The following is a 22,946-nucleotide window of genomic DNA, read 5'->3' as shown; positions in this document are numbered from 1 at the left end:
CCGTCATGGCGGCCACGGCGCTCCAGGCGCAGGAAGGCTGGGTCGGTTCCCTGAAGTTCGGCGGCGGCCCCACCACCGGATCGGCCAAGACCCTCATGGGCAACGCCGGCTACGGCTTCGGGGCGGAGGTGGAGTTCGCCTACCGCTACGCCAAGGACCAGGCCATGGTCCTGGGCCTGGGCTACCGGTTCTTCCCCGGCGACCTCGCCACCGTCTCCAGCATCCCCACGCCGCGGCCCGACGGCACCTACGAGGCCCGCATCACCAAGCCGGACGCCAAGGGGCCCGAGGTCACGGCCCTCTACCGGCGGGACCTGGTGCCGGAGCTGTACGTCCAGGCCGGCCTGCGCCTGGGCCTCTACAAGGTCAACGTCCGGGATACGGGCTCGCGCATCACCTACACCGGCGGGGCCCCTTCGTCCATCGTCACGATCATGGACGACCTGGACAAGAAGACCACGTCCATCGGCGCCGTGGCGGGCCTGGGCTGGCGCATCACCGGGATCTTCAGCGTGGAGGCCAATGTCTTCACCGTGCGCCTCGGCGATCCCCGGGGCGGCACCGGCACGAGCGCGGCCTCGGAAATCCGGTTCGGCATCCGCTTCTAACCCAATGTCTTGGATCCCATGGAGCAAGCTATGATCCGATTCCCCATTCGCCAGCTCTCATTGACGGCCCTCGCCCTGATCGCGGCCCCGGCGGCCGCCCAGGAATCCACGGGCCAGGTGGTCGGCACGGTGCGCACCCGCACCGGCGAAGGCCTGGCCGGCGTCAAGATCCGCCTCAGTTCCCCCGCCCTGCAGGGCGTGCGCACCGTCGTCACGGAGGCCAAGGGCGCCTACCGGGCCCCGCTCCTCCCGCCGGGCTCGTACCGCATCGATGCCATCAAGGAGGGCTACCACACCAACTCGGTCACCATGGACGTGGGGCTGGGCGCGGTCATCCGCCAGGACATCGTGCTGGGGAAGGTCGCCGAGGCCGGCACCACCGTGGAAGTCATCGCCGCCACCGCCGCCGTCGACAAGACCGATGTGAAGTCGAGCACCAACATCACCTCGGAAATCATGGACATCATCCCCAGGACGACGCGGGGCATGGACACCATCGCCCTGCTCACCCCGGGCGTGACCACCAACACCCTGGCGGGGATGCGCATCACCATGCGCGGCGGGCAGACCACGGGGAACCGCTTCCTGCTCAACGGCACCGATATCGCCGACAACATGTACGGCGACACCACGGGGCGCTTCTTCTACGTGGACGATTCCATCGCCGAGACCCAGGTCATCCAGAGCCCCGTGAACGCCCGGTACGGCAACTTCACCGGCGGCGTCATCAACGCCATCACGAAGACGGGCAGCAACGAATTCACCGGCATCCTGCGCATGAACCTGAGCCGCAATTCGTGGTACGCCGTCAGCCCCCGCGGCCTGCGGCCCGCGAGCGCGCCCATCAATTCGGGCACCGGCCTCAGCGAGGACCTGCGCAACGCGTCCTACACGCTGATCATCGGGGGCCCGATCCTCAAGGACCGCATCTGGTTCTCCGTCTCCACCAAGAAGGATCCCCAGAACAGCATCGCCGCGGCCCTCTATTCCACCCAGGGCCTGTCGACCCTCTTCGGCGAGCCGGCCTACCAGGCCCCCACCAATGGCCAGCCCTACACCCGCATCGGCACCCTGAAGTTCTGGGAAGGCAAGCTCACCTTCGGCCTCGGCCTGAACCACACGCTGGAGTTCACCGCCAACAAGAACGAGACCACCCAGACCAACCGCAGCATCGGCGGGGAGGTGGAACCGGCCGCCCTCTACGATTCGGCGAACAAGAACACCTACTGGACGCTGGGCTACCGGGGAATCCTTTCCAGCTCCACCACCCTGGAAGCGCGCTACGCCGTCAAGAAGGACAGCCTGGGCGGCGGCGGCCGCGCCGACGCCCCGTTCCCCCAGCGCATCTACGTGGGCTACAGCAACGGCGGCTTCTACGCGTTCAACAACGGCGCCTTCAAGGCGGGGTCCCCGGATGAACGGGACATCAAGACGGCCATCGCCAATCTCACCTGGTTCAGCCCCGCCACGCCCATCGGGACCTGGACGGTGGACATGGGCTTCGAGTACCTCAACCAGGAGCGCTCGGCCCCCAATGAACAATCGCCCACCGGCAACCGCATCTTCCTGGAAGGGCGGAACCCGGACGGCACGTACCGGGTGACCAACTGGGCCGATGATCCCGACCAGATCAATACCATGGAGATCGGCGTCTCCGCCACCGGCGTCGCCACGACCCGGACCACCGGCCTCTACCTGAACGGTACCCTGGCGGTGAACGACAAGCTCCAGCTCATGGTGGGCGGCCGCTACGACGAGGTCACCGCCAAGGACACCCTGGGCGCCCCCAATATCAAGTCCAGCGCCTGGTCCCCGCGCCTCCAGGCCACCTACGACCTATGGGGCGACCAGGCCTGGCTCTTCCGGGCCAGCTTCGCCACCTACACCGGCAGGCTGCACGATGGCTTCACCAACAAGTTCACCTTCGCCGGCAACCCCGTCCGGGAATGGTACAGCTGGGGCGCCCCCAGCAACTATGCCGCCACCTACGCCGACGTCACCAACCTCGCCAACTGGGCCCTGAACGCCAACGGTTTCCAGGGGGTCGGGGGGGCCTCGGGCAACTTCGTGCAATCCAATCTCAAGGCCCCTTCCGTCAACGAATGGAGCTTCGACATCAAGCACGCCTACCCGGACGGGTCCTACTTCAAGGCCGCGGTGGTGCGCCGGGACTGGAAGAACCTCTACAACGACATTCTCACCATCGGCGATGAGACCGCCTATGCCCCCCGGGCGGGCACCGGCATCCCCCCCGTGGGCACCGTGGCCACCCGCTGGATCACCGACCCCCGCCTCAAGCGCGAGTACACCAGCCTGGAATTCGATTTCGCGGCCCGGCTCAGCCGCGAGCTGACCCTGGGCGGCAACTACACCTACGCGGTCCTGCGGGGCAACGGCGAAGGCGGCGATTCCGGCGGCACCAACACCGGGCCCGTCGGCGATCCGCTGGGCACCTATGATTCGGTCCATTACAGCCGCGGCCGGGACACCTCCTACTTCGCGCCCATGGGCTACCTGAACAGCGACCAGCGGCACCGCAGCAGCATCCACCTGGACTACCTGACCCGGAGCCAGGCGGGGGCTGCCTTCAACGCCTCCCTGCTCTTCAACTACGCCGGCGGCGAGTGCTACAGCCTGACCCGCACCAACGCCTTCGAGGCCCAGGCCGACGCGGCCGCGGCCGGAAGCCCCATCGTCGGCCAGTACCCGTCCACCTACAACCGCTACTTCGGCGAGCGCGGCTTCGGCCGGATGAATGACTCCTTCAACTTCGACCTCAAGCTGGGCATCGATGTCCCCGTGGTGTCCAAGGTCCGCTACTTCCTTGAAGTCACGGTCTACAACGTCTTCAACCACTGGCAGCTGACCACGGTCTCCACCGCCCAGACCACCGTCTCCCCCGCCCCGGCCACGAATTCCGCCACCGCGGGCTTCTATGCGTCGCCCTGGGTCGTGAGCGCGTCCGGCAACCGCACGGGCTTCGGCACCTACGGCGGCGACGGAACGTCCAATTTCACCGGAGGCCGGTGGGTGATGATCTCGACCGGCATCAAGTGGTAGCCAGCCGCCACCGAACCCTTTCCCAGGAGCAATGACCATGATTTTGACGCGAACCATCGCCCTGCTGGCCCTCCTCCCGTCAGGCCTGCACGCCCAGGCGCCCACCTTCGGCCTCGAAGGCCAGGTGAGCGCCCTCGTGGCCACCGGCACCCTGAACCGGATGGTCAAAACGGGCAACCTGGCCGGCTACCACGCCGGCCTCGCCCTGCGCACCGGGACCAGCCCCGGCCTGGGCTTCCGCCTCTACGCCAACTTGCTGTCCCTCCGCGGGGTGGACGGCTCGGGCCTGGAATCCGGAACCCCCCACCACCTCCACGCCGGCCTGGACGTCCTCAAGGTCTCCGGCAAGGTGACCTTCTTCGGGGGCATGGGCATCCTCAAGTGGAAGCAGGACGACACCTCCTCCCCGACCTTCACCGACGCCGGCGGCCGCAACAACGCCGGCAAGGGCACAAAGCTGTCCGGCCGTCTGGGGCTGGAGTACGAGATCTCCCCCAAGGTCCATGGGGTCGTCTCCTTCACCCAGACCGAATTCAATAAGCTCTACCAGCCCTCCTGGTTCAGCCTGGGCGTATCCTACCGGTTCGCCAGCTTCTGATCGGGGGGGTGCGGGGGTCCCGGGGTGGGGCCCCCGCGCGTTTGTACGTTTCCGCCCTTTCCGGGAGTCTCTGCCGGGGGCCGCTGCGGTCGCTTACGGGTTCCGGAAGGCGGCGCCGACCCAGCGGGGTTCCCGTTGTGGGCGCCGACCCACCGGTACCGTCGGATGCCGGTCCTCGCAAGCTGCGGTCCGGATCCTCCGGTTAGCCGTAGCCTGGTTCCGGGGTAGGGCCGTCTGGAACGGGGCGCATGGATCCTGTTCCCCGTTTGAACTTCGGTGGGAGGTATCGCCACATTTGGGCTGGGGACATCGAGTAACTTGCGCTCCGACCCACCTCAGCGACAGCCCTGCGGAAACCGGGATGAACGCCGATTGAGGGGATGAACGGGGATCTGCTCAACCTGGAACTCACTCCAGGCAGGCCGAGCTACGGCTAACCGGAGGATCCGGAACGCAGCTTGCGAGGACCGGCATCCGACGGTACCGGTGGGTCGGCGGCCTAAACGGGAACCCCGCTGGGTCGCCGCCGCCTTTCGGAACCCGCGGGCAACGTCAGCGGCCCCCGGCGGGGAAGGCCCGTGGGGACCTCCGGCTCCAAGGACGGCCGGCCCCGGCCGCGACCCATCAGGGCAGCCGCTTGGCCGGGATCGTCCGGGCCCCCTGGGTGAGCCGGAGGCCGGTGACCTGGCCGTCGGCTCCCCGCTGGATGCGGAGCATGCCGTTCCATTCCTGGACGAAGAAGAGGTTGTCGGCCTGGGGGATGGCCGGGGCGCTGGGCATGCCGGGGGCCTGGGCGATGAGCTGGCCGTTCCTGGGGGCCAGGACCAGGGTGGTGCGGGGGTCCAGGGCGTAGGATCCGGCCACTTCCGCCAGGACGCCGGGGGCGGCGCCGATGCCTTCGGGGACCAGGGCGGGCTTGTACGGCTCGCCCAGGGCGATGGCGCCCAGGTCCCGGGCCACGGCGGCGGTGAAGGTGCTTTCGAGGTTCAGGAGGAGGATCACGGTGACATCGTCGTCCACGAAGCGCTGCATATCGCAGCGGAAGCCGGTGATGTCCCCGGAATGGCTGATGAGGGCCCGGCCGAAGCGGCGGTCCACGAACCAGCCGCAGGCGTAGTGCTCCTTCACGGGGGCGAACAGGCGCTCCCGGCTGGCCCGGGAGAGGGGCTGGTCCGTGCGCAGGGCGCGGTCCCACCGCAGCAGGTCGCCCACCGTGGAATAGAGGGAACCCGCCCCGTTCATGAAGGGCATGTCCCGGTAGCTCACCCGCTTTACGCCGTTCTCGTCCTTCACGTAGCCGTCGGCCCTCCGCCCCAGGATGTCCTCGTGCTGGTCCACCCCGGTGGCCGCCATGCCCAGGGGCCGGAACAGCTCCTCCCGCAGGAATGTGGCGAAGTCCTTCCCCGAAACCTTTTCGATCACCGCGGCGAGCAGGGTGTACCCCGCGTTGGAATAGGACCACACCTCTCCCGGCTGGCCGCGCACCGGCTGGTCCTTGAACCAATCGATCACCTGGGCCAGGTTCCAGGGGTGGAGGTTCTTCTCCCAGTAGTCGGGCAGCTGGTTGAAATTGGCCAGTCCCGAGGTGTGGGAAAGGAGCTGGTGGAGGGTGATGCGCCCGCCCCCCGGAAAGCCCGGGAGGAACTTGGCCAGCGGATCCTCCAGGCGCAGCAGCCCCCGCTGCTCCAGCAGCAGGATGCCCGCCGCCGTGAACTGCTTGGAAAGGGAACCCAGCCGGAATTTGGTATCCACCCCGTTGGGCACGCCCCATTCCCGGTTCGCCGGACCGAACCCCTTGGCCACCAGCACCTGCCCTCCCCGGGCCAGCAGGAGCGACCCGCTGATGAGGTCCCGCTTCACCAGGGGCTCCAGGTAGGCCTCCACCTGGGCCGGCACCTCCGCCCCGGGCACCGGCAGCGCCAGGGCCGGGGCCGCGAGGGCCAGGGCGAGAAGGACGGTTCGATAATCCATGGTCGACTCCCGAGGAACGGGTGGCCGGGTACAGGCCCGGGGCCTGGGGGTCACGTCCCCAAGGATGCGCCCTCCGAAGTTCCACAGCGGCCGCCACCGGCGAACGGCCTACCCCGAACAGCGAACGGGCGAATTCCTACAGGGAACGTTGAGGTGGCCGTTCAGGTCCCCCCGGCTGCGCCGCGGATCGTTGGTTTTGAAAAGCGCCGACTCGAGTCGGGGCACAAAGGGCAGATACCACAGAGAGAAAAGAGTGGCGGTTGCGCGAAACCAGGTGGGGACCCATTATGTGTATGCTTCGGATGGAGGCTACACATCATGCGCACCAATATTGTCATCGATGACACGCTTATGCGTGATGCGCTTAAGGTTACAGGATTGAAGACCAAGCGGGAGGCCGTCGAATTGGGCCTCAGGACCCTGGTCAAGCTCCACCAGCAGGAAGAGGTGCGAAGGTTTCGCGGGAAGCTTCACTGGGAAGGTGACCTTGGGGAAATGAGGAGAGACAAGTGATTCTGGTCGATTCGAGCGTATGGATCGACTACTTCCGCGGAACGGCCACCCCTCAAGCAGAGATGCTGGATGCATTGCTGGGAAATGAGCCCCTGGCGGTTGGGGACTTGATTCTGGCGGAAGTTCTTCAGGGATTCCAAAAGGATAGGGATTTCAACAGCGCAAAGCAGCTGCTGAATTCGTTCCAACTGGTCAACATCGTTGATCGAGAAGTGGCCATCCAGGCCGCGAGGAATTTTCGGGTCCTAAGGGGACATGGCGTAACCGTTCGCAAAACGATCGATACACTAATCGCGACGCGATGCATTAAGAACGGGTTGGTGCTTCTTCATAGCGATAGGGATTTCGAACCCTTTGCCACCCACCTCGGGCTTCGGGAGGCGTTCAATACTTCTTCGAGGGGGTCTGCCTGACTTTAAGCAGAACTTCCGTGCACCGCTTTCACATTGAACTGGACTCCCAGGGCACGCATGAGCTTGAATACGGTCTCGTACCTTGGCTTGGCACCGGGTGCCAGCGTCTTGTAAAGGCTTTCGCGTGACACGCCTGCATCTTTGGCAAGTTGGGCCATGCCTCGCGCGCGGGCAACAGCCGCAACAGCTTGCAGGAAGATTTCAGGATCAGGATCTTCCATCGCTACGGAAAGATATTCGGCAATCATTTCCTCGCTGTCGAGGTAATCAGCGGCATCATACAAAGTGATCTTGGTCATGGCTGTTCCTTGGGTAGGGATTTAAGCAGTGCTCTCGATCGCTGGACATCTCTGGATTGAGTTGACTTATCTCCACCGACGAGAAGCAGGTAAATAACCTCGCCCCTATGCGTGTAGTAAATCCGATAGCCTGGCCCCGTATCGATTCGCATCTCAGAGACTCCGCCTCCCAGAGCCTTGGAATTGCCAAAGTATCCTTTTGCAGCACGATCAAGGCGATAGAAAATAATGGCTTTGGCCCGACGATTCTTAAGTTCTCCAAGCTAGGCGCGGAAATCGTCGGTTTGGAGAATCGTGTTCATTTCCCAAATGTAGCCGTTCGGATACATTCGTCAAGGGGTCACTCGGGTGCTGGCTACCGGCCCAGCTGACCGGACCCACCGTGGCGGCGAGGTCGGCGGAGAAGGGCGGTTGGAATGGCTTTGGGATGAAAGGATGAAGGCACGTCGGGGTCCGGGTCGAGCACGTTGTTAGGCAGACGTACAATTGGTGATGAAACGGGGACTCGCGGCGCCTGGGGGTAAAGCCTCATCAGGCCTAAGAGGTGATTTTCACCTTGCCCTTCTTCTTGCGGTAGACCCAGACAACCAATAAGCCGATGCCGGCCCATGGTAGTAAGACCAAGAAGAGGCGTAGCAGGAATGCACATGACCCAGCGATCATCGCAGCGGAATCTCGGAGGGCCTCAGTTAGGGCCAGCCAAGAGCTAGGCCGCGCCATCGAGATGGGCTCAGGCTCAGCCAAGTCGACAGTGATGGTCGAGAGTTGAATCTGATTATCGAAGTATCGACGCTGGCCTTCGGCCAACTCGATCTCCTCTGTTATGCGAGAAATTTCCTTTTCGACCTCCAGGACATCCTTCAAGCTCCCAGCCTTTGCCCTGAGGATCTCGCGCAAACGGTTAAGAGCCTCACGCTTCACACGGAGTCTCGTCTCCAGGTCTGTGTAGGCCTTTGTCACGTCCTCAATATTTGTTCTTTCAGAGAGGACCTTGCCAATGGACCGAATCCTGGAACCAGCATCCTTGAAAACAGCTGCGGGAACGCGTAAGGTCACCTGTCCAGTTCTAGCCCCGGACGCACTGCGTTGAACTTCGGTATTGGCAACATACCCACCACTTGATGAAACAACTTGTTCCAACCCTTTGACCGCAATTTCGTAATCTTTGACTTCCAGAGAAACCTGTCCTGTGCGGATCAACTTTTGCGGGTTTGTGGTTGGATCAGGGGCCGGTGATTTTGCCTTGTCGGCCTGTTCTGATAGGTCAACGCCCATCGTCTTCATGACCTTTTTGCTTGGAGAATCGGGCTGAAAGAATGACAGAACACCAGCGCCTGGCGATGAGGCTTCCCAGATCTGCTTGGGGCCGGATGCGTTTTGTGGATCGGGCCGCCAAGTCCTCACTCGGTGCTCGTTTGTAATTGAACCGGTTGCCACCAAAAGAATTAGTATCGCGGGCACACTGACAAGGGCCGCCTTCCACCAAGGCCATTTCATCATTTCTCCTGTCGATTTGAACTGAGTCTACAGCGAGCAGTGTGCAGAAGGCGGAATTAATAACAGTGGAAGATGCCTAACTGAGCTTGGGCTTGGAGATGCCTAACACCTCGCTCACGAGCGCCGATACCGTGGTGCCATGCCGCAGGGCCACGGCCTTCCCCATTCGCACCCGGTCGGCGGACATCTTGAGGTTGAGGGGGATGTGATGGGAGGGAGGTCGTGACATGATCCACCGGGGCGCCTGATTCAATCTCAAGCGTGCGCCTGTTTCCCGGAGCCGCAACCCCACTAAAGCGAACGGCCACCCGCAGGTGGCCGCGCCTTGGAACGCCTTTCGATCGCCTTTTCAGGCGACGTCCAGCTTCAGTCCTTGATCCCCGACGTCAGTTCCTTGCTTGCTTTCTTGAACTCCTGGATCCCCTTGCCCAGCGACTTGCCCAGCTCCGGGAGCTTGGAGGGGCCGAAGAAGATCAGCAGGCAGACGCCGATCAGGAGGATTTCCGTCATTCCGAGATTGCCCATGGTTCACTCCATTCGTGCCGGATGGTCCGGCCCCTCACTTCCCGAAGGGGACGGCGAGGGTGGTCTTGGGATGGCAGTCCTTGCACAGGACCACCGATGGCTGGTGCCCGAAATGGCACGCGGTGCAGGCGATGTCCCCGTAGTGCGATTTGTGGGGGTTCAGGCCGTGGGCTTCCTTGGGGCGCGTCTTCTCCGCCAGGGCCTCGGGGGTGCCGTGGCAGGCCAGGCAGGTGGCGTTGGCCACTTCGGTGCCCCGCAGGGGGAAGGCGCCGCCGTGGCACCCGGCGCAGGAAACCAGCTTCTTCGCGTGGTGGGAGGCCAGGAAGCCGCTATCCCCAGGCACCGGCATGAATTCCCGGGCCCGGGCGAAATCGGCGGCGTCGGGCTTGCCGAGGCTGGCCTTGGCGCCCTTGACGGAGAAGGAGCGGCCCACCTTGAAATCGTGGCAGGCGGCGCAGGCCACGCCGCTGTCCGGGGCCGAATGGCCGCGGTGGATCCGCACGGAAAAGGCGCCCTTGCCGGAGGCCTTCCCGTGGCAGGGCAGGCATTCGGCGATGGCCCGGCCCTTCACGGGCGGATGGGCGTCGCCCAGGAGCTGCTTGAAATCGTCGTGGCAGGCCCGGCAACCCGCGGCCTTGGCCGGGGCGGCGCCCAGGCCCCCGGCCGAAGCCAGGAGCAGGGCCGCCAGGACCCAGAGAGAATGGAATCGTCGCATCGGGTGCGTCCTCCGTGGCCGCGGCCCCCCTTCCCGGGGGGCCGCGGCGGTGCGTGCCTGGATCAGATCTTCTCGGCGGCGGCCCTGAGGCCCGCGATGCGTCCGAACACCGTGGCGTCCGGGGTGGCGTTGCCGCCCAGACGGTTGGCGCCGTGCAGGCCGCCGGTGATTTCGCCGGCGGCGTAGAGGCGGGGGATGGGCTTGCCCCAGATGTCGAGCACCTGGGTGTCCTTGTTCACGCGCAGCCCGCCCATGGTGTGGTGGACGGCGGGCCACTGGGCGATGGCGTAGTAGGGGCCCTGCTCCTGGGAGATCATCACGTCGGTGATGTTCTTGCCGAATTCGGGATCCTTCTTGGCCTTCAGGTAGCCGTCGTGCTTCTTGATGGTCTCGGTGAGGACGGCGGGGTCGATGCCGATCTTGGTGGCCAGCTCGCCCAGGGTGGCGGCCCGCACGAAGCGGCCCGCGGCCACGGCCTTCTCGGCCTCTTCCATCGTGCCCATCTTGGGGATCATCGCCTCGTTGAAGATGGAGAAGGTCTTCTTGCCGCCGGTGGCCATTTCCGCCCGGGAGACCACGTCGCGGCGCTCCTGCTCGTTGACGAACCGCACGCCCTTCTCGTTCACGTAGACGATGCCATAGCCGGGCCCGCGGAAGGGGTACACGGCCGGGGCGTCCAGGATGCCGGTTTCGGGGTCGGCGTAGGGGTAGAGCTGGATGAAGGCCATGTGGATGGCCTCGGCCCCGATGGCCTGGGCGTAGCGGATCATCTCGCCGGTGGCGCCCTTGTGGTTGGTGCAGTTGTAGCCCGCGTTCAGGGAGGGGTTGTACACCTGGCGCATGGGGACGTCGCGGCCGAAGCCGCCCGAGGCCAGGACGACGGCCTTGCGCGCCCGGATATTCACGGGGCCGCGGCCGGTTTCCAGTTCCACGCCCAGCACGGGGCTGTCCACGTCCTTGCGCCAGAGCCAGCTCACCTTGGCCTTGAGGCGCATCTTGGCGCCGCGCTTCTCGGCGATGCGCCGCAGGGCTTCGGTGAAGCCCTTGCCGACCCCTTCCACGCAGGTGTGGGTGCGGTACTGGCTGTGGCCACCGGTGCGGTTCAGCACGGGGCGCAGCTTCAGGCCGCCCTCGTCGATCATCCAGTCCAGGGCCTTGGGGGATTCGGCGGTGAGGATCTCCACCAGTTCCGGGCTGCCGTAGAAATCGCCGCCCTTGAGGGTGTCGGCCTTGTGGATGTCGGAGCTGTCCACGCCCAGCTTGAAGTTCTCGCGCATCTTCAGCTTGTCGGTCCAGGCGTTGTACTCGCCACCGTTGATGATGGAGTTGCCGCCGTACACGGGCATCTTCTCCAGGATCAGCACGGTGGCGCCCTTGCCGGCGGCCTCGGCGGCCGCGGCCAGGCCCGCGAAGCCCGAGCCGATGACCACCACGTCATAGCTCTCGTCCCACTTGGTGGGCAGCTTCTTCTTCACCGGCGCTTCGGCCGCGGGCGCCGCGCCGAGGTTGAGGGCGAAGGTCCCGGCCGTGGCGGCGATGCCCATGGCCAGGGAGGTCTTGAGGAAGCCCCGGCGATCCGGGCCCTGGGGGCCTTCCTCCCGGGTTCCCGTTCCTTCGAGGTTGTCTGGGTTCTTCATGGTTTTCCCCTTTCCTGGTTTGTGTTCGTCCAGCGGCCGGGACCCATGCGGTCCGGTCCGCCGCAACCGCAGCAGTGGATGAATACCCTATGGATTAATTCAACAGTAGGCCCCGGGCGGGAATCCCTCAAAGGTGAGAAAGCGGGGCTATTTCGGGTAGGGATGGCTACCCGATAAAAATTGTAACTATTGTTATTTTTGTTATTAGAGTCATTATTTGGCCGGGGTGATTTCGGGGGTGGGGGTCCCAAACCCGGGAACGGGGGCCGAGGATCGGGGTATGGGAAATCCATGTGGTGAGGGGTTCCCGTTTCATCCCCTTCATCCCCTGCATCGGCGTTCATCCCTGTTACGCAGGGCCAGCGATGGCCTGGGTCGGCGCGCCCATTACCGGGAATCCCCGACCCATCCGATCCCCGGCCCTGCGAAACAGGGATGAACGCCGATGCAGGGGATGAAAGGGGATGGGGATTCCCCCATCGCCGTTGACAGGGCCCCGGCGCGGGACAATGATCGAACCATCCCCAGGCTTGGACGGCAGGCTCCACCGGACCCGCGGTCCCAGGGCGGGGGATGGGAGACGGCATGGAGCTGCGACGGGCGTCCCTGGACGCCTCCTTGGGCCAGGAGCTGTTCGAGGCCACCTCGGACCTGGTGCTGGTGACGGACCCGGGGGGAATCATCGTCCAGGCCAACCGCAGGGCCGCACTGCTCCTGGGGGACGCGGCCACGGTCGGCGCGGCCTTCTGGGTGCGCCTGGGGCTGGCCTGCGACACGCTGGAGGGGGCCCTGCGGCTCTGCTCGGCCCAGGTGCCCCGGTTCAGCGGCGGCGCCCTCCAGGCCGACTTCGATATCCGCGTCGCCCCCCTGGACGGGGGGGGCTTCCTGGTGCTCCTGGCGGCATCCTCCAGCCCCTTCCCGCCCCGGGCGGAGCGGGAGCGCCAGGTCAAGGACCGGGCCCAGGCCCTGGCCCTGGCCCGGTCCCAGAAGATGCTGCACACGGTCTTCCAGGGCGTGGGCAAGGGCATCATCCTCGTGGACGAGGACCTGGAGGTCATCGGTTCCAACCAGAAGGCCTGCGAGACTTTCGGCATCCACCCCGAGAACATCCAGGGGGCCCACATCCGCTCCCTGTGCGACCCCCGGGGGCAGGAGACCGTCCTGCGGATGCTGGACACCATCATCGAGAACCAGGTGCTGAGCGACGAGGTCACCGCGCTCTACTTCGACAAGAGCAGCTTTCCGGCGGTGTTCACCGTGAGCCTCATCACGGTGGAGGGGAGCCGGCTCTGGATCATCATCACGGAGGACATCTCCGGGCAGAAGGAGATGGAGCGCCAGCTGAAGAGCGAGAAGGTGCTCACGGAGGAGGCCAACATCGCCCTGCGCAACGTCCTGAAGAACATCCAGCTGGAGCAGGAGGAGCACGCCGCCAAGCTCTCCCGGAGGATCACCCGCGACCTGCTGCCCATCCTCCACAAGATCCGCTCCGCACCCAGCGCCGAGGTGCGCAACGGCTACATCGACTTCCTGGGCGAGCTCCTGGCCTCCCTCGCCCCTGGCGCCGGGCCCCAGATGGATTTCGCCCTGCACCGCCTGAGCAAGACGGAGATGAAGGTCTGCAACTTCATCCTGGCGGGGTTCAGCACCAAGGAGATCTGCGCCACCATGAACCTGGCCTTCGACACCGTCCAGACCCACCGCAAGAACATCCGGCGGAAGCTGGGCCTTTCGGGCTCCGCCGGCATCAGCCTGCATGGATACCTCAACAGCCGGAAGACGGCGGTGGGCGCATGAGCGGCCCCCGTCCTGGAAACCCGCCGGCCTTCGACGAGAGCTTCGAGGTCCTGGTCATCGGCTCCGGGTTCGCCGGGCTTTCGGCGGCCATCGAGGCTCGGCTGGCGGGCAGGTCCGTGCTGGTCATCGAGAAGATGGCGCTGCCGGGGGGCAATTCCGCCCTGAGCGGGGGCCTCATCGCGGTGGCCAACGCCCCCCTCCTGGCCCGGGACGGCATCGCCGATTCGCCGGACCTGCTGGCGGAGGACATGTTCAAGGCCGGCCATGGCCTGAACCATCCGGACCTGGTGCGCGCCGCGGCGGCCGGGTCCCTGGAGGCCTTCCTGTGGTGCCGGGACTTCCTGGGGGTGGTCTTCGCCGGGAGCCTGCACCACGGGGGCGGGCATTCCGTTCCGCGCATCTACAGCCCGGAAAACTGTTCGGGCTCCGTGATCCTCCAGGCCCTGCTGGTGAAGTGCCGGGAGCTGGGCATTCCCATCCGGCTGCAGACCGCCCTGGAGGCCTTCATCCTGGACGGGGATGGCAGGGTGGCCGGAGCCGAGGTGCGGGCCGGCCACATCTTCCCCCAGGCGCAAAGCGGCACCCCGCGCCGCATCGGGGCCACCCGGGGCGTCGTGCTGGCCAGCGGCGGCTACTGCCAGGACATTGAATTCCGCAAAATCCACGACCCGGGCCTGGCCGGCGCCCTGGAAACCACCAACCACCCGGGGGCCACGGCCGAGGCCCTGGTGAGCGCCCTGAAGATCGGCGCCACGCCCGTGCACCTCTCCTGGATCCAGATGGGGCCCTGGACCTCCCGGGACGAGGTGGGCTGGGGGGTCAGCACCATGTTCTCGGTGCTGGTGGGCATTCCCCACGGCATCATGATCGACGCGTCCACCGGCAAACGGTTCGTGAACGAACTGGCCGACCGCCTTTCCCGCTCCCGGGAAATGGTGGCCGCGGGGCGGGATCCCATGCTCATCGTGGGCGGCCGGGCCGCGCGCCAGTACCCGAACCTGGCCCAGGGCCTCAAGCGCGGGGCCATCCGGCGGTACGACACCCTGGAGGCCCTCGCCCAGGACCAGTCCATCGACTTCCCGGCCCTGGAGGCCACCCTGCGGCACTTCAACCTTTCCCTGCGGGACGGCGTGGACGATGAATTCGGCCGGCCCCTGGCGGCCCACGAGCGGTTCCCCATCGAGGCGCCCTACCACCTGGTGCGCCTGCGCCCCAAGATCCACTACTGCAACGGCGGCATCCAGATCGACGCGGGCGCCCGGGCGCTGGACATCGCCTCGCACCGGCCCATTCCCGGGCTGTACGCCGCCGGCGAAGTGACCGGGGGCGTGCACGGAGCCTGCCGCCTCGGCGGCATGGCCATCACGGAGTGCATCGTCTTCGGCCGCACCGCCGGGGTGAACGCCTCCCGGGCCAAGGATTAATCAATTCTGCATATAGTGCCTCAGTGTTGGAGAACCCTATCTGTCAGAGGGATTAGCCGGGACAATGGACCCAAGGAGCCCATCGACCATGACCCACGCTCATCCGGATCTCGCGCAGCGGATGACCTTGCCCCTTCTGCCCTGGGCCGCGGCCCTGGCGGGGGGCGCGCTCATGGCCAGCGATATCGAACCGGTGCTGCGGGTGGCGGGCTTCCTGGCGGCCGCGGCCGGCGGGGTCTCCCTGGCCCTCGCCATGCGGCGCCACCGGGAGAGCATGGCGCGGCTCCTGGCGGTCCTCCCCGTGCCGGAGAAGGGGGACGAGGTGTACCGGGCCCTGCCCCGGGCCTGGGCGGCCCTGGAGGCCGAGAACCACCGCCTGGCCACGGAGGTGGAGGCCGAGGACCAGGTGCGGCGCCAGATCCTTGCCAACCTGCGCACCGGCATCGTGCTCCTGGGCCTGGACCGGCAGATCCGGCTCTTCAACCCCAAGGCCCGCACCATCCTGGGCGCCTCCAGCCACCTGGGGGAGGGGGAATCCCTGGTGTCGGCCTTCCGGGAGCCCGAGAGCCTTCGCAATCTCCAGGATGCCTACGGCGGCGCCTTCCGGGAATGGACCCTCAAGCGCAACCCCCGCACCATCCGTCTGCGGGCCGTGCCCTTCCCCGCCCCGGGGGAGGAGGGCACCTGGGTGCTGGTGACCCTGGACGACATCACCCACTTCGAGGCCCTGGAGACCACCCGGCAGAAGTTCATCTCCAACGCCAGCCACGAGCTGAAGACCCCGGTGACGGGCATCCGCGTGGCGGTGGAGAACCTCCAGGACGGGGGCCTGGTGCTGGCGGAGGGGGAGACCAGCCTCAAGATCATCCTGCGCAGCCTCGACCGCATGGTCATGCTCCTGGACGACATCTCCGAACTGAGCCGCATCGAGACCGGCGCCCTGCGCCTGGATCCCAGGCCCCTGACGGCGGGGCCCTTCATGGCGGAATTCATGGAGAGCGTCGAGCCCCTGGGCCGGGCCCGCAATGTGCGCATCCGCGCGGAGGTGGACCCCGCCGTGCGGGACCACGCCTTCCGGGCCGACCCCATGCGCCTGGGCCAGCTCCTGGAGAACCTGGTGTCCAACGCCGTGAAGTTCGGCCCCCCGGATTCGGAGGTGCGTGTGGAGGCCCGCCTGGAGGGCGAGGTCCTGGCCTTCGCCGTGGCGGACCAGGGCCCGGGCATCGGCGGCCAGGACCTGCCCCGGGTCTTCGAGCGCTTCTTCCGGGCCCCGGCCACCCGGGCCGTGCCGGGCACGGGCCTGGGGCTCTCCATCGTCAAGCACCTGGCGGTGCTCATGGGCGGGGAGGTGGACGTGGCGAGCGAGCTGGGCCACGGCGCCACCTTCACCTTCCGGCTCCCCCCTTCCGATACGAAAGCCTGACCCCCTCCCGAGGTGCCCTTGACCCCGCCCGCCATGACCCCCGCCCCCGGAAGCCGCATCGTGCGCCATGTGGGCGACCGGGTGCGCTTCACGCTCCAGGGCGAAGGCCGGGCCTTCCTGCGCACCAACCTCACACGGGGGGCCCAGACCCGGCAGGAGGTCATCGCCCTGTCCGGGGCCGTCACCAGCGGCGCCCGCACCTTCGCCGGGGCCTCCTGGCGGGACATCCCCCTGGAGCTGCGGGACGGGCTCTGGGAACTGGACCTGCCCCTGACCGAAGTGGGCTATTTCCGGGCCAAGGCCTACTGCCTGGACGAGGCCGGCGCCCAGCACTGGCCCGAGGGCGCCGACGTGGGCATCTCCGTCCACCCCGACCACCTGCGCACGGGCAACACCATCTACTGCGCCTTCACCCGCATGTTCGGGCCCGCCCGCGCCGGCCGCAGCACCCGGGAGCCCATGCTGGACGAGCAGCTCAACAGCCTGGACCAGCGCGGCTTCACCGTGATCCCCCCCTCGGGCAAGCTCCGGGAGCTCACGGCCTGCGTCCCCCACATCCTGGAGACCCTGGGCTGCCGCATCCTCCACCTGCTGCCCCTGGGCCCCACCCCCACCACCTTCGCCCGCTTCGGGCGCTTCGGCAGCCCCTACGCCCAGCAGGACCTCACCGCCATCGATCCGGCCCTGGTGGAATTCGACGAGCGCACCACGGGCGTCGAGCAGTTCCAGGAGCTGGCCCACGCCGTGCACCTGCGGGGGGGGCTCGTGTTCCTGGACATCGTGGTGAACCACACCGGCTGGGGCTCCCGCCTCATGGAAGGCCGCCCCCAGTGGTTCCACCGGAACCCCGACGGCACCTTCCACAGCCCCGGGGCCTGGGGCGTCACCTGGGGCGACCTGGTGGAACTGGACAACCGCGAGCCCCACCTGTGGGAGGTGGTGGCGGAATCCCTGCTCACCTGGTGCCGGCGGGGCGTGGACGGGTTCCGCTGCGACGCCGGGTACATGGTGCCGCTGCCGGCCTGGCAGTACATCGTGGCCCGGGTGCGGCAGGAATTCCCGGACGCGGCCTTCCTGCTGGAGGGGCTGGGCGGGTCCTGGGAGGCCACGGAGACCCTGCTCACCGAAGGCGGCATGCAGTGGGCCTATTCGGAGCTCTTCCAGAACTACGCCCCCCGGGACGTGGCGGCCTACCTGGACCACGCCATCCGCCAGGGCGGGAGCATCGGCCCCCTGGTGCACTACAGCGAGACCCACGACAACGACCGCCTCGCCCGGCGCGGCGCGGACTGGTCCCTGCACCGCAACCGCCTGTGCGCCCTCGCCAGCCTCAGCGGGGCCTTCGGGTTCACCGGGGGCGTGGAGTGGCTGGCCACCGAGAAGATCGAGGTGCACCAGGCCCGGGGCATGGCCTGGGGGGCCCCGGAGAACCTCGTGGAGGAACTGGCGGCCCTCAATCACCTGCTCGGCACCCATCCCTGCTTTTTCGACGGGGCCCGCCTGGAGCGCCTGAGCTCCGGGGAATCCCCGGTGCTGGCCCTGCGCCGGGTGTCCTGGGACGGCCGGGACCAGGTGCTGGTGCTGGTCAACCTCACCCTGGAACCCCAGGAATGGCAGCTCACCGCCCCCGCCTGGGAGGAGCTGGGACGGCCCGCCTTCGACCTGCTGGGCCCGGTCCCGCCCCGGTCCCGCCCCAACCCGGGCGGCTCCGTCACCTTCACCCTGCGCCCCTACGCCACCCACTGCCTGGCCCCGGCCCGGGCCCCCCGGGGCCTGCAGGGGCCCGCGTACCGCGCCCTCCGGGCCCAGGCCGCCTGGGCCTACCAGGCCCTGGCCACGGTCCTGCCCGCCGAGACCCTGGGCCCCATTCCCTGGGAGGAGCTGGCGGGCCTGGCCGGGTCCGACCCCGCGGCCTTCCTGGCCTCCCTGGCCTACCTGGACCCCGCCGCGGCCCGGGCCGACCTGGCCGGAGCCCTGCGCGCGGCCCGGGGCGGCTACCCCCAGGTGATCCGCTGGGGCCTGCAGGACCTGGGCCGGGTGACCCCCCTGCCCCCCGGGCACTGGCTCCTGGTGGAGGACGCGGCCCCCTTCGCGGTGTCCCTGCGCGTGCCGGGCCTGGGGCCCCTCCACCTGCGCAGCGTCCCCTCGGCCTCGGGCCACATGGCCGCAGTGAGCCCGGCCCGCCTGGCCCAGGCCTCCCTGCCCCTGGACGCGGAGATCCAGTTGGAGCGCTTCAAGGAAGCCCGCACCCCGCCCCCCGGGCGCCTGCGGCTCCTGTCGGCCGAGCCCGCCTTCCAGCGCCACGCCAAGGACGGCTCCTGCCTGCTCACCAACGGCCGGGGCGGCATGGCCCGGCTCCGGGCCGACCTGGGCACCGTGGCCTCCAAGTACGACTGCCTCCTGGCCGCCAACCTGCACCCCACCGTGCCCTGCGACCGCCACGTGCTGGCCAAGCGGCTGCGGGCCTGGGTGAACGCCGACGGCTTCCTCACCCCCCTGGACAGCGGGAACCTCGTGCACTTCGCGCCGGGGCCCCCGGCCCGCTGGGTGTTCGCGGCGCCCGCCGGCGACGGCCGGGTGGTGCAGGTGGAACTGACCCTGGATATGCTGCCGGACCGCAACACCGTGGTGGCGCGGTTCCGAAGGCCCGAGGGCCCCCCCCCGGCCGGGGCCGACCTGCCCGAGGGCGGGCGCGTGGTGCTCACCGTGCGCCTGGACCTGGAGGACCGCGGCTACCACGGCGAGACCCGGGCCGACGCCGGCGCCGACGCCCACTTCCGCGCCAGCACCCGGGACCGGGAGGGGGGCATGGGCTTCCTCTTCCAGCCCGCGCCGGACCGGCGCCTCGCGGCCTGGACGGACACGGGCCGCTGGCACGGGGAGCCCGAATGGTGCCTGGGCATCCCGCACCCGGTGGAGGCCTCCCGGGGCATGACGGCCCAGGGCGACGCCTGGAGCCCGGGCTGGTTCGAGCTGCCCCTGGACCGCCCCGGCGCGGTCACCCTCGCCCTCTGCGCCGACCCGGACGAACCCTCCCGCTCCGATCTGCACCGCTTCACCCAACTGCGCGCCGAGGCCCTGGGCCGCCCCCCCGCGCCCCGGGACAGCTTCGGGCTCCAGCTGTGGGAGGCCTCCCGGGCCTTCCTGGCCCGCCGGGGCGAAGGCCTCACCGTCATCGCCGGCTACCCCTGGTTCCTGGACTGGGGCCGGGACACCTTCATCGCCGCCCGGGGGCTCCTGGCCGGGGGCATGGGGGAGGAGGTGCGGGGCATCCTGCGCACCTTCGCCGCCTTCGAGGACCGGGGCACCTTGCCCAACGCCCTGTCGGCGGATTCCACCGCCGACCGGGACACCTCGGACGCGCCGCTCTGGTTCGCCCTGGCCGCCGAAGAAACCGGGGCCGGCGATCTCCTGCCCGTGCTGGAGGCCATCGCCCGGGGCTACCGGGACGGCACCCCCAACGGCATCCGGGTGGACGCCGATTCCGGCCTGGTGTGGAGCCCCTCCCACTTCACCTGGATGGACACCAACTACCCCGCCGGCACCCCCCGCCAGGGCTACCCAGTGGAGATCCAGGCCCTGTGGATCCGCCTCCTGCGCCGGCTGGGCCCCGCCTGGGCGGAGCTCGAGGCCCGGGCCACGGCCTCCCTGGACCTCTTCTGGGACGAGGAGCTGGGCCACTTCCACGACCACCTGGAGGCCGGGGAGGGCGTCCCCGCCGCCCTGGCCCGGGGCGACGGCCACCTGCGGCCCAACCAGCTCTTCCTGGTGAGCCTGGGCCTGGTGGAGGGGGACCGGGCCCGGCGGGCCGTGGGGGCCTGCGCCCGGCACCTCCTGGTGCCCGGGGGCCTGCGCACCCTGGCGCCCCTGCCGGTGCTTTCGCCCCTGCCCATCACCGGCCCCTCCGGCCTCCTCAACGATCCCATGCACCCCTACTGGGGCCGCTACGAGGGCGACGAGGACACCCGGCGCAAGCCCGCCTACCACAACGGCACCGCCTGGGTCTGGCTCCTGCCCACCTTCTGCGAGGCCCTGGCCCTGGCCTACGGCCGCCAGCCCCAGGCCGTGGAGGCCGCCCGGGCCATCCTGGGCTCCCTGGACGCGCTGCTGGCCTCCGGGTGCCTGGGCCAGCTCCCCGAGATCCTGGACGGGGACGCCCCCCACGCCCCGAGGGGCTGCGACGCCCAGGCCTGGAGCGCCACCGAGGCCCTCCGGGTTTGGCTTACACTGGACGCGACCCCCCCGAGGAAAACCCATGGCTGATCCCGCATTCGACGCCGAAGCCTTCCTGAACGGGGACTGCTCGAACCCCGCCTACGTCTTCGGCCTCCATCCCCTGCCCGGATCGGGCCTGGAGGCGCGGGTCTTCGCGCCCCGGGCCACGCGGGTGGAACTGGTGAAGGAGGCCACCGGGGAGGTGGTGGCCGAGCTGGCCATGGCCCACCCCGAGGGGATCTTCGAGACGGTGCTGCCCCGGCTGCGCAAGTGGTTCCCCTACCACTTCCGCGTCCACGGCTGGGGGCCGGACCCCATGGAGATGGAGGACCCCTACCGCTTCAGCGCCGCCCTGGGGGACCTGGACGTCTACCTCATGGCCGAGGGCACCCACCTGCGCCTCTACGAGAAGCTGGGCGCGCACCCCTCGGAGCGGGACGGCGTGCCCGGCGTGGACTTCGCGGTGTGGGCCCCCAACGCCCGGCGCGTGAGCGTCGTGGGCACCTTCAACAACTGGGACGGGCGCCGGCACATCATGCGGCCCTTCGCGTCGTCGGGCGTGTGGGAGCTCTTCATCCCCGGCCTGGCCCCGGGGGACCTCTACAAGTTCGAGATCAAGAGCGGCGCGGGCAAGGTGCTGCCCCTCAAGGCCGACCCCTTCGCCTTCCAGTGCGAGCACGCCCCCGGCACCGCCTCGGTGGTGCACGACCCCCGCGGCCACGAATGGCGGGACGGGGACTACATGGCCGGGCGCTGGAAAACCAACCGCTTCGACGCCCCCATGAGCATCTACGAGGTGCACCTGGGCTCCTGGCGCCGCCGGGAGGACGGCGGGTTCATGGGCTACCGGGAGCTGGCCGACGCCCTCATCCCGTACGCCAGGGAGATGGGCTTCACCCACGTGCAGCTCCTGCCCGTGAGCGAACACCCCTTCTACGCCTCCTGGGGCTACCAGCCCCTGGGCATGTTCGCCCCCACCTGCCGCTACGGGTCCCCCCTGGACTTCCAGGCCTTCGTGGACCGCTGCCACCAGGCGGGGCTGGGGGTCCTGCTGGACTGGGTCCCGGCGCACTTCCCCGGCGACGCCCACGGCCTGGGCGAATTCGACGGCACCCACCTCTACGAGCACGCCGACCCCCGCAAGGGCCGCCACATGGACTGGGGCACCCTCATCTACAACTACGGGCGCACCGAGGTGCAGAACTTCCTCATCGCCAACGCCCTGTTCTGGCTGGACCGCTTCCACATCGACGGGCTGCGGGTGGACGCGGTGGCCTCCATGCTCTACCTGGACTACAGCCGGGCCCAGGGCCAGTGGGTGCCCAACCGCTACGGGGGCCGGGAGAACCTGGAGGCCGTGGCCTTCCTGCGCCGGCTCAACGAGACGGTCTACGCCCACTTCCCCGACACCTGCACCGTGGCCGAGGAATCCACCGCCTGGCCCATGGTCTCGCGGCCCACCAGCGCGGGGGGCCTGGGCTTCGGCTTCAAGTGGAACATGGGCTGGATGCACGACACCCTGGCCTACCTGGGCCGCAACATGCTCCACCGCAAGCACCACCACGGCGAGATCACCTTCAGCATGCTCTACAACGACACCGAGAACTTCGTGCTGCCCCTCTCCCACGACGAGGTGGTCCACGGCAAGAAGTCCCTGCTCTGGCGCATGCCGGGCACCCGGTGGGAGCAGTTCGCCAACCTGCGCCTGCTCTTCGCCTACCAGTTCCTGCACCCCGGCAAGAAGCTCCTGTTCATGGGCGGCGAGTTCGGCCAGGACCACGAATGGGACCACAACAAGGCCCTGGACTGGGGCCTGCTGCAGTTCCAGGAGCACCAGGGCGTCCAGCGCCTGGTGCGGGACCTCAACACCCTGTACCGGGGCCTCCCGGCCCTCCACGAACGGGACTGCGCGCCCGGCGGCTTCCAGTGGATCGACTGCGAGGACCGGAAGAACAGCATCCTCGCCCTCATCCGCCGGGCCGGCGACGGCTCCTTCGCCGTGGCGGTGTTGAACTTCACGGCCATGCCCCACCACGGGTACCGCGTGGGCGTGCCGGCCCCGGGGACGTACCTGGAGGTGCTCAATTCCGATGCCTCGCTTTACGGGGGCCAGAACTTCGGCAACGGCGGCGCCGTGGCGTCGAAACCCCTTCCAGCGCACGGCTTTCCCCAGTCCCTGGAGCTCACCCTGCCCCCCCTCGGGGTGGTGGTGCTCCGACTGGGCTAAGATAGTGCTTTCCTCAACGGGCCC

General features: G+C 68.1%; 17 protein-coding genes and 1 pseudogene. 10 read left to right on the top strand and 8 right to left on the bottom strand.

What is annotated here, in order from left to right; genetic code table 11:
* Window positions 1–5: 5 nt before the first annotated feature.
* Genes R2J76_RS08705 through R2J76_RS08695 form a run of 3 tightly spaced genes read left to right on the top strand, consistent with a single transcriptional unit; the run spans window position 6 to window position 4,266 of the window.
* Window positions 6–608 carry a hypothetical protein gene (locus tag R2J76_RS08705; protein ID WP_316415455.1) on the top strand — a complete coding sequence of 201 codons (603 nt, stop codon included), beginning with the start codon at window positions 6–8 and terminating at the stop codon, window positions 606–608.
* Window positions 609–638: 30 nt separating this feature from the next.
* On the top strand, window positions 639–3,668 hold the full coding sequence (locus tag R2J76_RS08700) for a TonB-dependent receptor (protein ID WP_316415454.1): 3,030 nt from the start codon (window positions 639–641) through the stop codon (window positions 3,666–3,668).
* Window positions 3,669–3,705: 37 nt separating this feature from the next.
* Entirely contained in the window at window positions 3,706–4,266 is a 561-nt protein-coding gene (locus tag R2J76_RS08695; protein WP_316415453.1) for an outer membrane beta-barrel protein, read from the top strand.
* Window positions 4,267–4,890: 624 nt separating this feature from the next.
* Here the strand turns inward: R2J76_RS08695 and R2J76_RS08690 are convergent.
* The gene (locus tag R2J76_RS08690; RefSeq protein ID WP_316415452.1) at window positions 4,891–6,237 is read right to left on the bottom strand and encodes a serine hydrolase domain-containing protein; all 1,347 of its coding nucleotides are present in this window, start codon (window positions 6,235–6,237) and stop codon (window positions 4,891–4,893) included.
* Window positions 6,238–6,555: 318 nt separating this feature from the next.
* On the opposite strand from R2J76_RS08690, the gene R2J76_RS08685 reads away from it, so the two are divergent.
* The gene (locus tag R2J76_RS08685) at window positions 6,556–6,750 is read left to right on the top strand and encodes a type II toxin-antitoxin system VapB family antitoxin (RefSeq protein ID WP_316415451.1); all 195 of its coding nucleotides are present in this window, start codon (window positions 6,556–6,558) and stop codon (window positions 6,748–6,750) included.
* Complete coding sequence (gene vapC / locus R2J76_RS08680) at window positions 6,747–7,163, top strand: type II toxin-antitoxin system VapC family toxin (RefSeq protein ID WP_316415450.1); 417 nt, start codon at window positions 6,747–6,749, stop codon at window positions 7,161–7,163. The genes R2J76_RS08685 and vapC overlap by 4 nt, the downstream gene beginning before the upstream one ends.
* A 2-nt stretch (window positions 7,164–7,165) precedes the next feature.
* On the opposite strand, the gene R2J76_RS08675 is transcribed toward vapC, so the two are convergent.
* The 7 genes and pseudogenes from R2J76_RS08675 to R2J76_RS08645 form a co-directional block, all read right to left on the bottom strand.
* Window positions 7,166–7,462, bottom strand: coding sequence for an addiction module antidote protein (locus R2J76_RS08675; RefSeq protein WP_316415449.1), 297 nt, complete (start codon window positions 7,460–7,462; stop codon window positions 7,166–7,168).
* Window positions 7,459–7,707: pseudogene (locus R2J76_RS08670) on the bottom strand (type II toxin-antitoxin system RelE/ParE family toxin); the annotation flags it as partial. The pseudogene R2J76_RS08670 and the gene R2J76_RS08675, both read right to left, overlap by 4 nt.
* A 292-nt stretch (window positions 7,708–7,999) precedes the next feature.
* On the bottom strand, window positions 8,000–8,959 hold the full coding sequence (locus R2J76_RS08665; RefSeq protein ID WP_316415448.1) for a DUF4349 domain-containing protein: 960 nt from the start codon (window positions 8,957–8,959) through the stop codon (window positions 8,000–8,002).
* 76 nt (window positions 8,960–9,035) lie between these two features.
* Entirely contained in the window at window positions 9,036–9,188 is a 153-nt protein-coding gene (locus tag R2J76_RS08660; RefSeq protein ID WP_316415446.1) for a hypothetical protein, read from the bottom strand.
* 137 nt (window positions 9,189–9,325) lie between these two features.
* Entirely contained in the window at window positions 9,326–9,484 is a 159-nt protein-coding gene (locus R2J76_RS08655) for a Sec-independent protein translocase subunit TatA/TatB (RefSeq protein WP_316415444.1), read from the bottom strand.
* A 34-nt stretch (window positions 9,485–9,518) separates the two neighbouring features.
* Window positions 9,519–10,199: a cytochrome c3 family protein gene (locus R2J76_RS08650; protein ID WP_316415443.1), complete on the bottom strand. Its 681-nt coding sequence runs from the start codon at window positions 10,197–10,199 to the stop codon at window positions 9,519–9,521.
* A gap of 62 nt (window positions 10,200–10,261) precedes the next feature.
* Window positions 10,262–11,836, bottom strand: a complete 1,575-nt coding sequence (locus R2J76_RS08645) for an FAD-dependent oxidoreductase (protein ID WP_316415442.1) — start codon at window positions 11,834–11,836, stop codon at window positions 10,262–10,264.
* Window positions 11,837–12,421: 585 nt separating this feature from the next.
* On the opposite strand from R2J76_RS08645, the gene R2J76_RS08640 reads away from it, so the two are divergent.
* From R2J76_RS08640 to glgB, 5 genes are all read left to right on the top strand, one after another.
* Window positions 12,422–13,633, top strand: a complete 1,212-nt coding sequence (locus R2J76_RS08640) for a PAS domain S-box protein (protein WP_316415440.1) — start codon at window positions 12,422–12,424, stop codon at window positions 13,631–13,633.
* Entirely contained in the window at window positions 13,630–15,057 is a 1,428-nt protein-coding gene (locus R2J76_RS08635) for a flavocytochrome c (protein WP_316415438.1), read from the top strand. Before R2J76_RS08640 ends, R2J76_RS08635 begins: the two co-directional genes overlap by 4 nt.
* A gap of 121 nt (window positions 15,058–15,178) precedes the next feature.
* Window positions 15,179–16,480 carry a sensor histidine kinase gene (locus tag R2J76_RS08630; RefSeq protein WP_316415437.1) on the top strand — a complete coding sequence of 434 codons (1,302 nt, stop codon included), beginning with the start codon at window positions 15,179–15,181 and terminating at the stop codon, window positions 16,478–16,480.
* Between the two features lie 18 nt (window positions 16,481–16,498).
* Window positions 16,499–20,743 (top strand): amylo-alpha-1,6-glucosidase, encoded by a 4,245-nt coding sequence (locus R2J76_RS08625; protein WP_316415436.1) that lies wholly within the window; start codon window positions 16,499–16,501, stop codon window positions 20,741–20,743.
* Window positions 20,736–22,922, top strand: coding sequence for a 1,4-alpha-glucan branching protein GlgB (gene glgB, locus R2J76_RS08620; RefSeq protein WP_316415435.1), 2,187 nt, complete (start codon window positions 20,736–20,738; stop codon window positions 22,920–22,922). Before R2J76_RS08625 ends, glgB begins: the two co-directional genes overlap by 8 nt.
* Window positions 22,923–22,946 lie beyond the last annotated feature (24 nt).

It is taken from the genome of Mesoterricola silvestris (genome assembly GCF_030295405.1).
Lineage (GTDB): Bacteria > Acidobacteriota > Holophagae > Holophagales > Holophagaceae > Mesoterricola > Mesoterricola silvestris.
The sequence above is the reverse complement of the archived record's forward strand: the minus strand, read 5'-3'. Positions and strand labels throughout refer to the sequence as shown.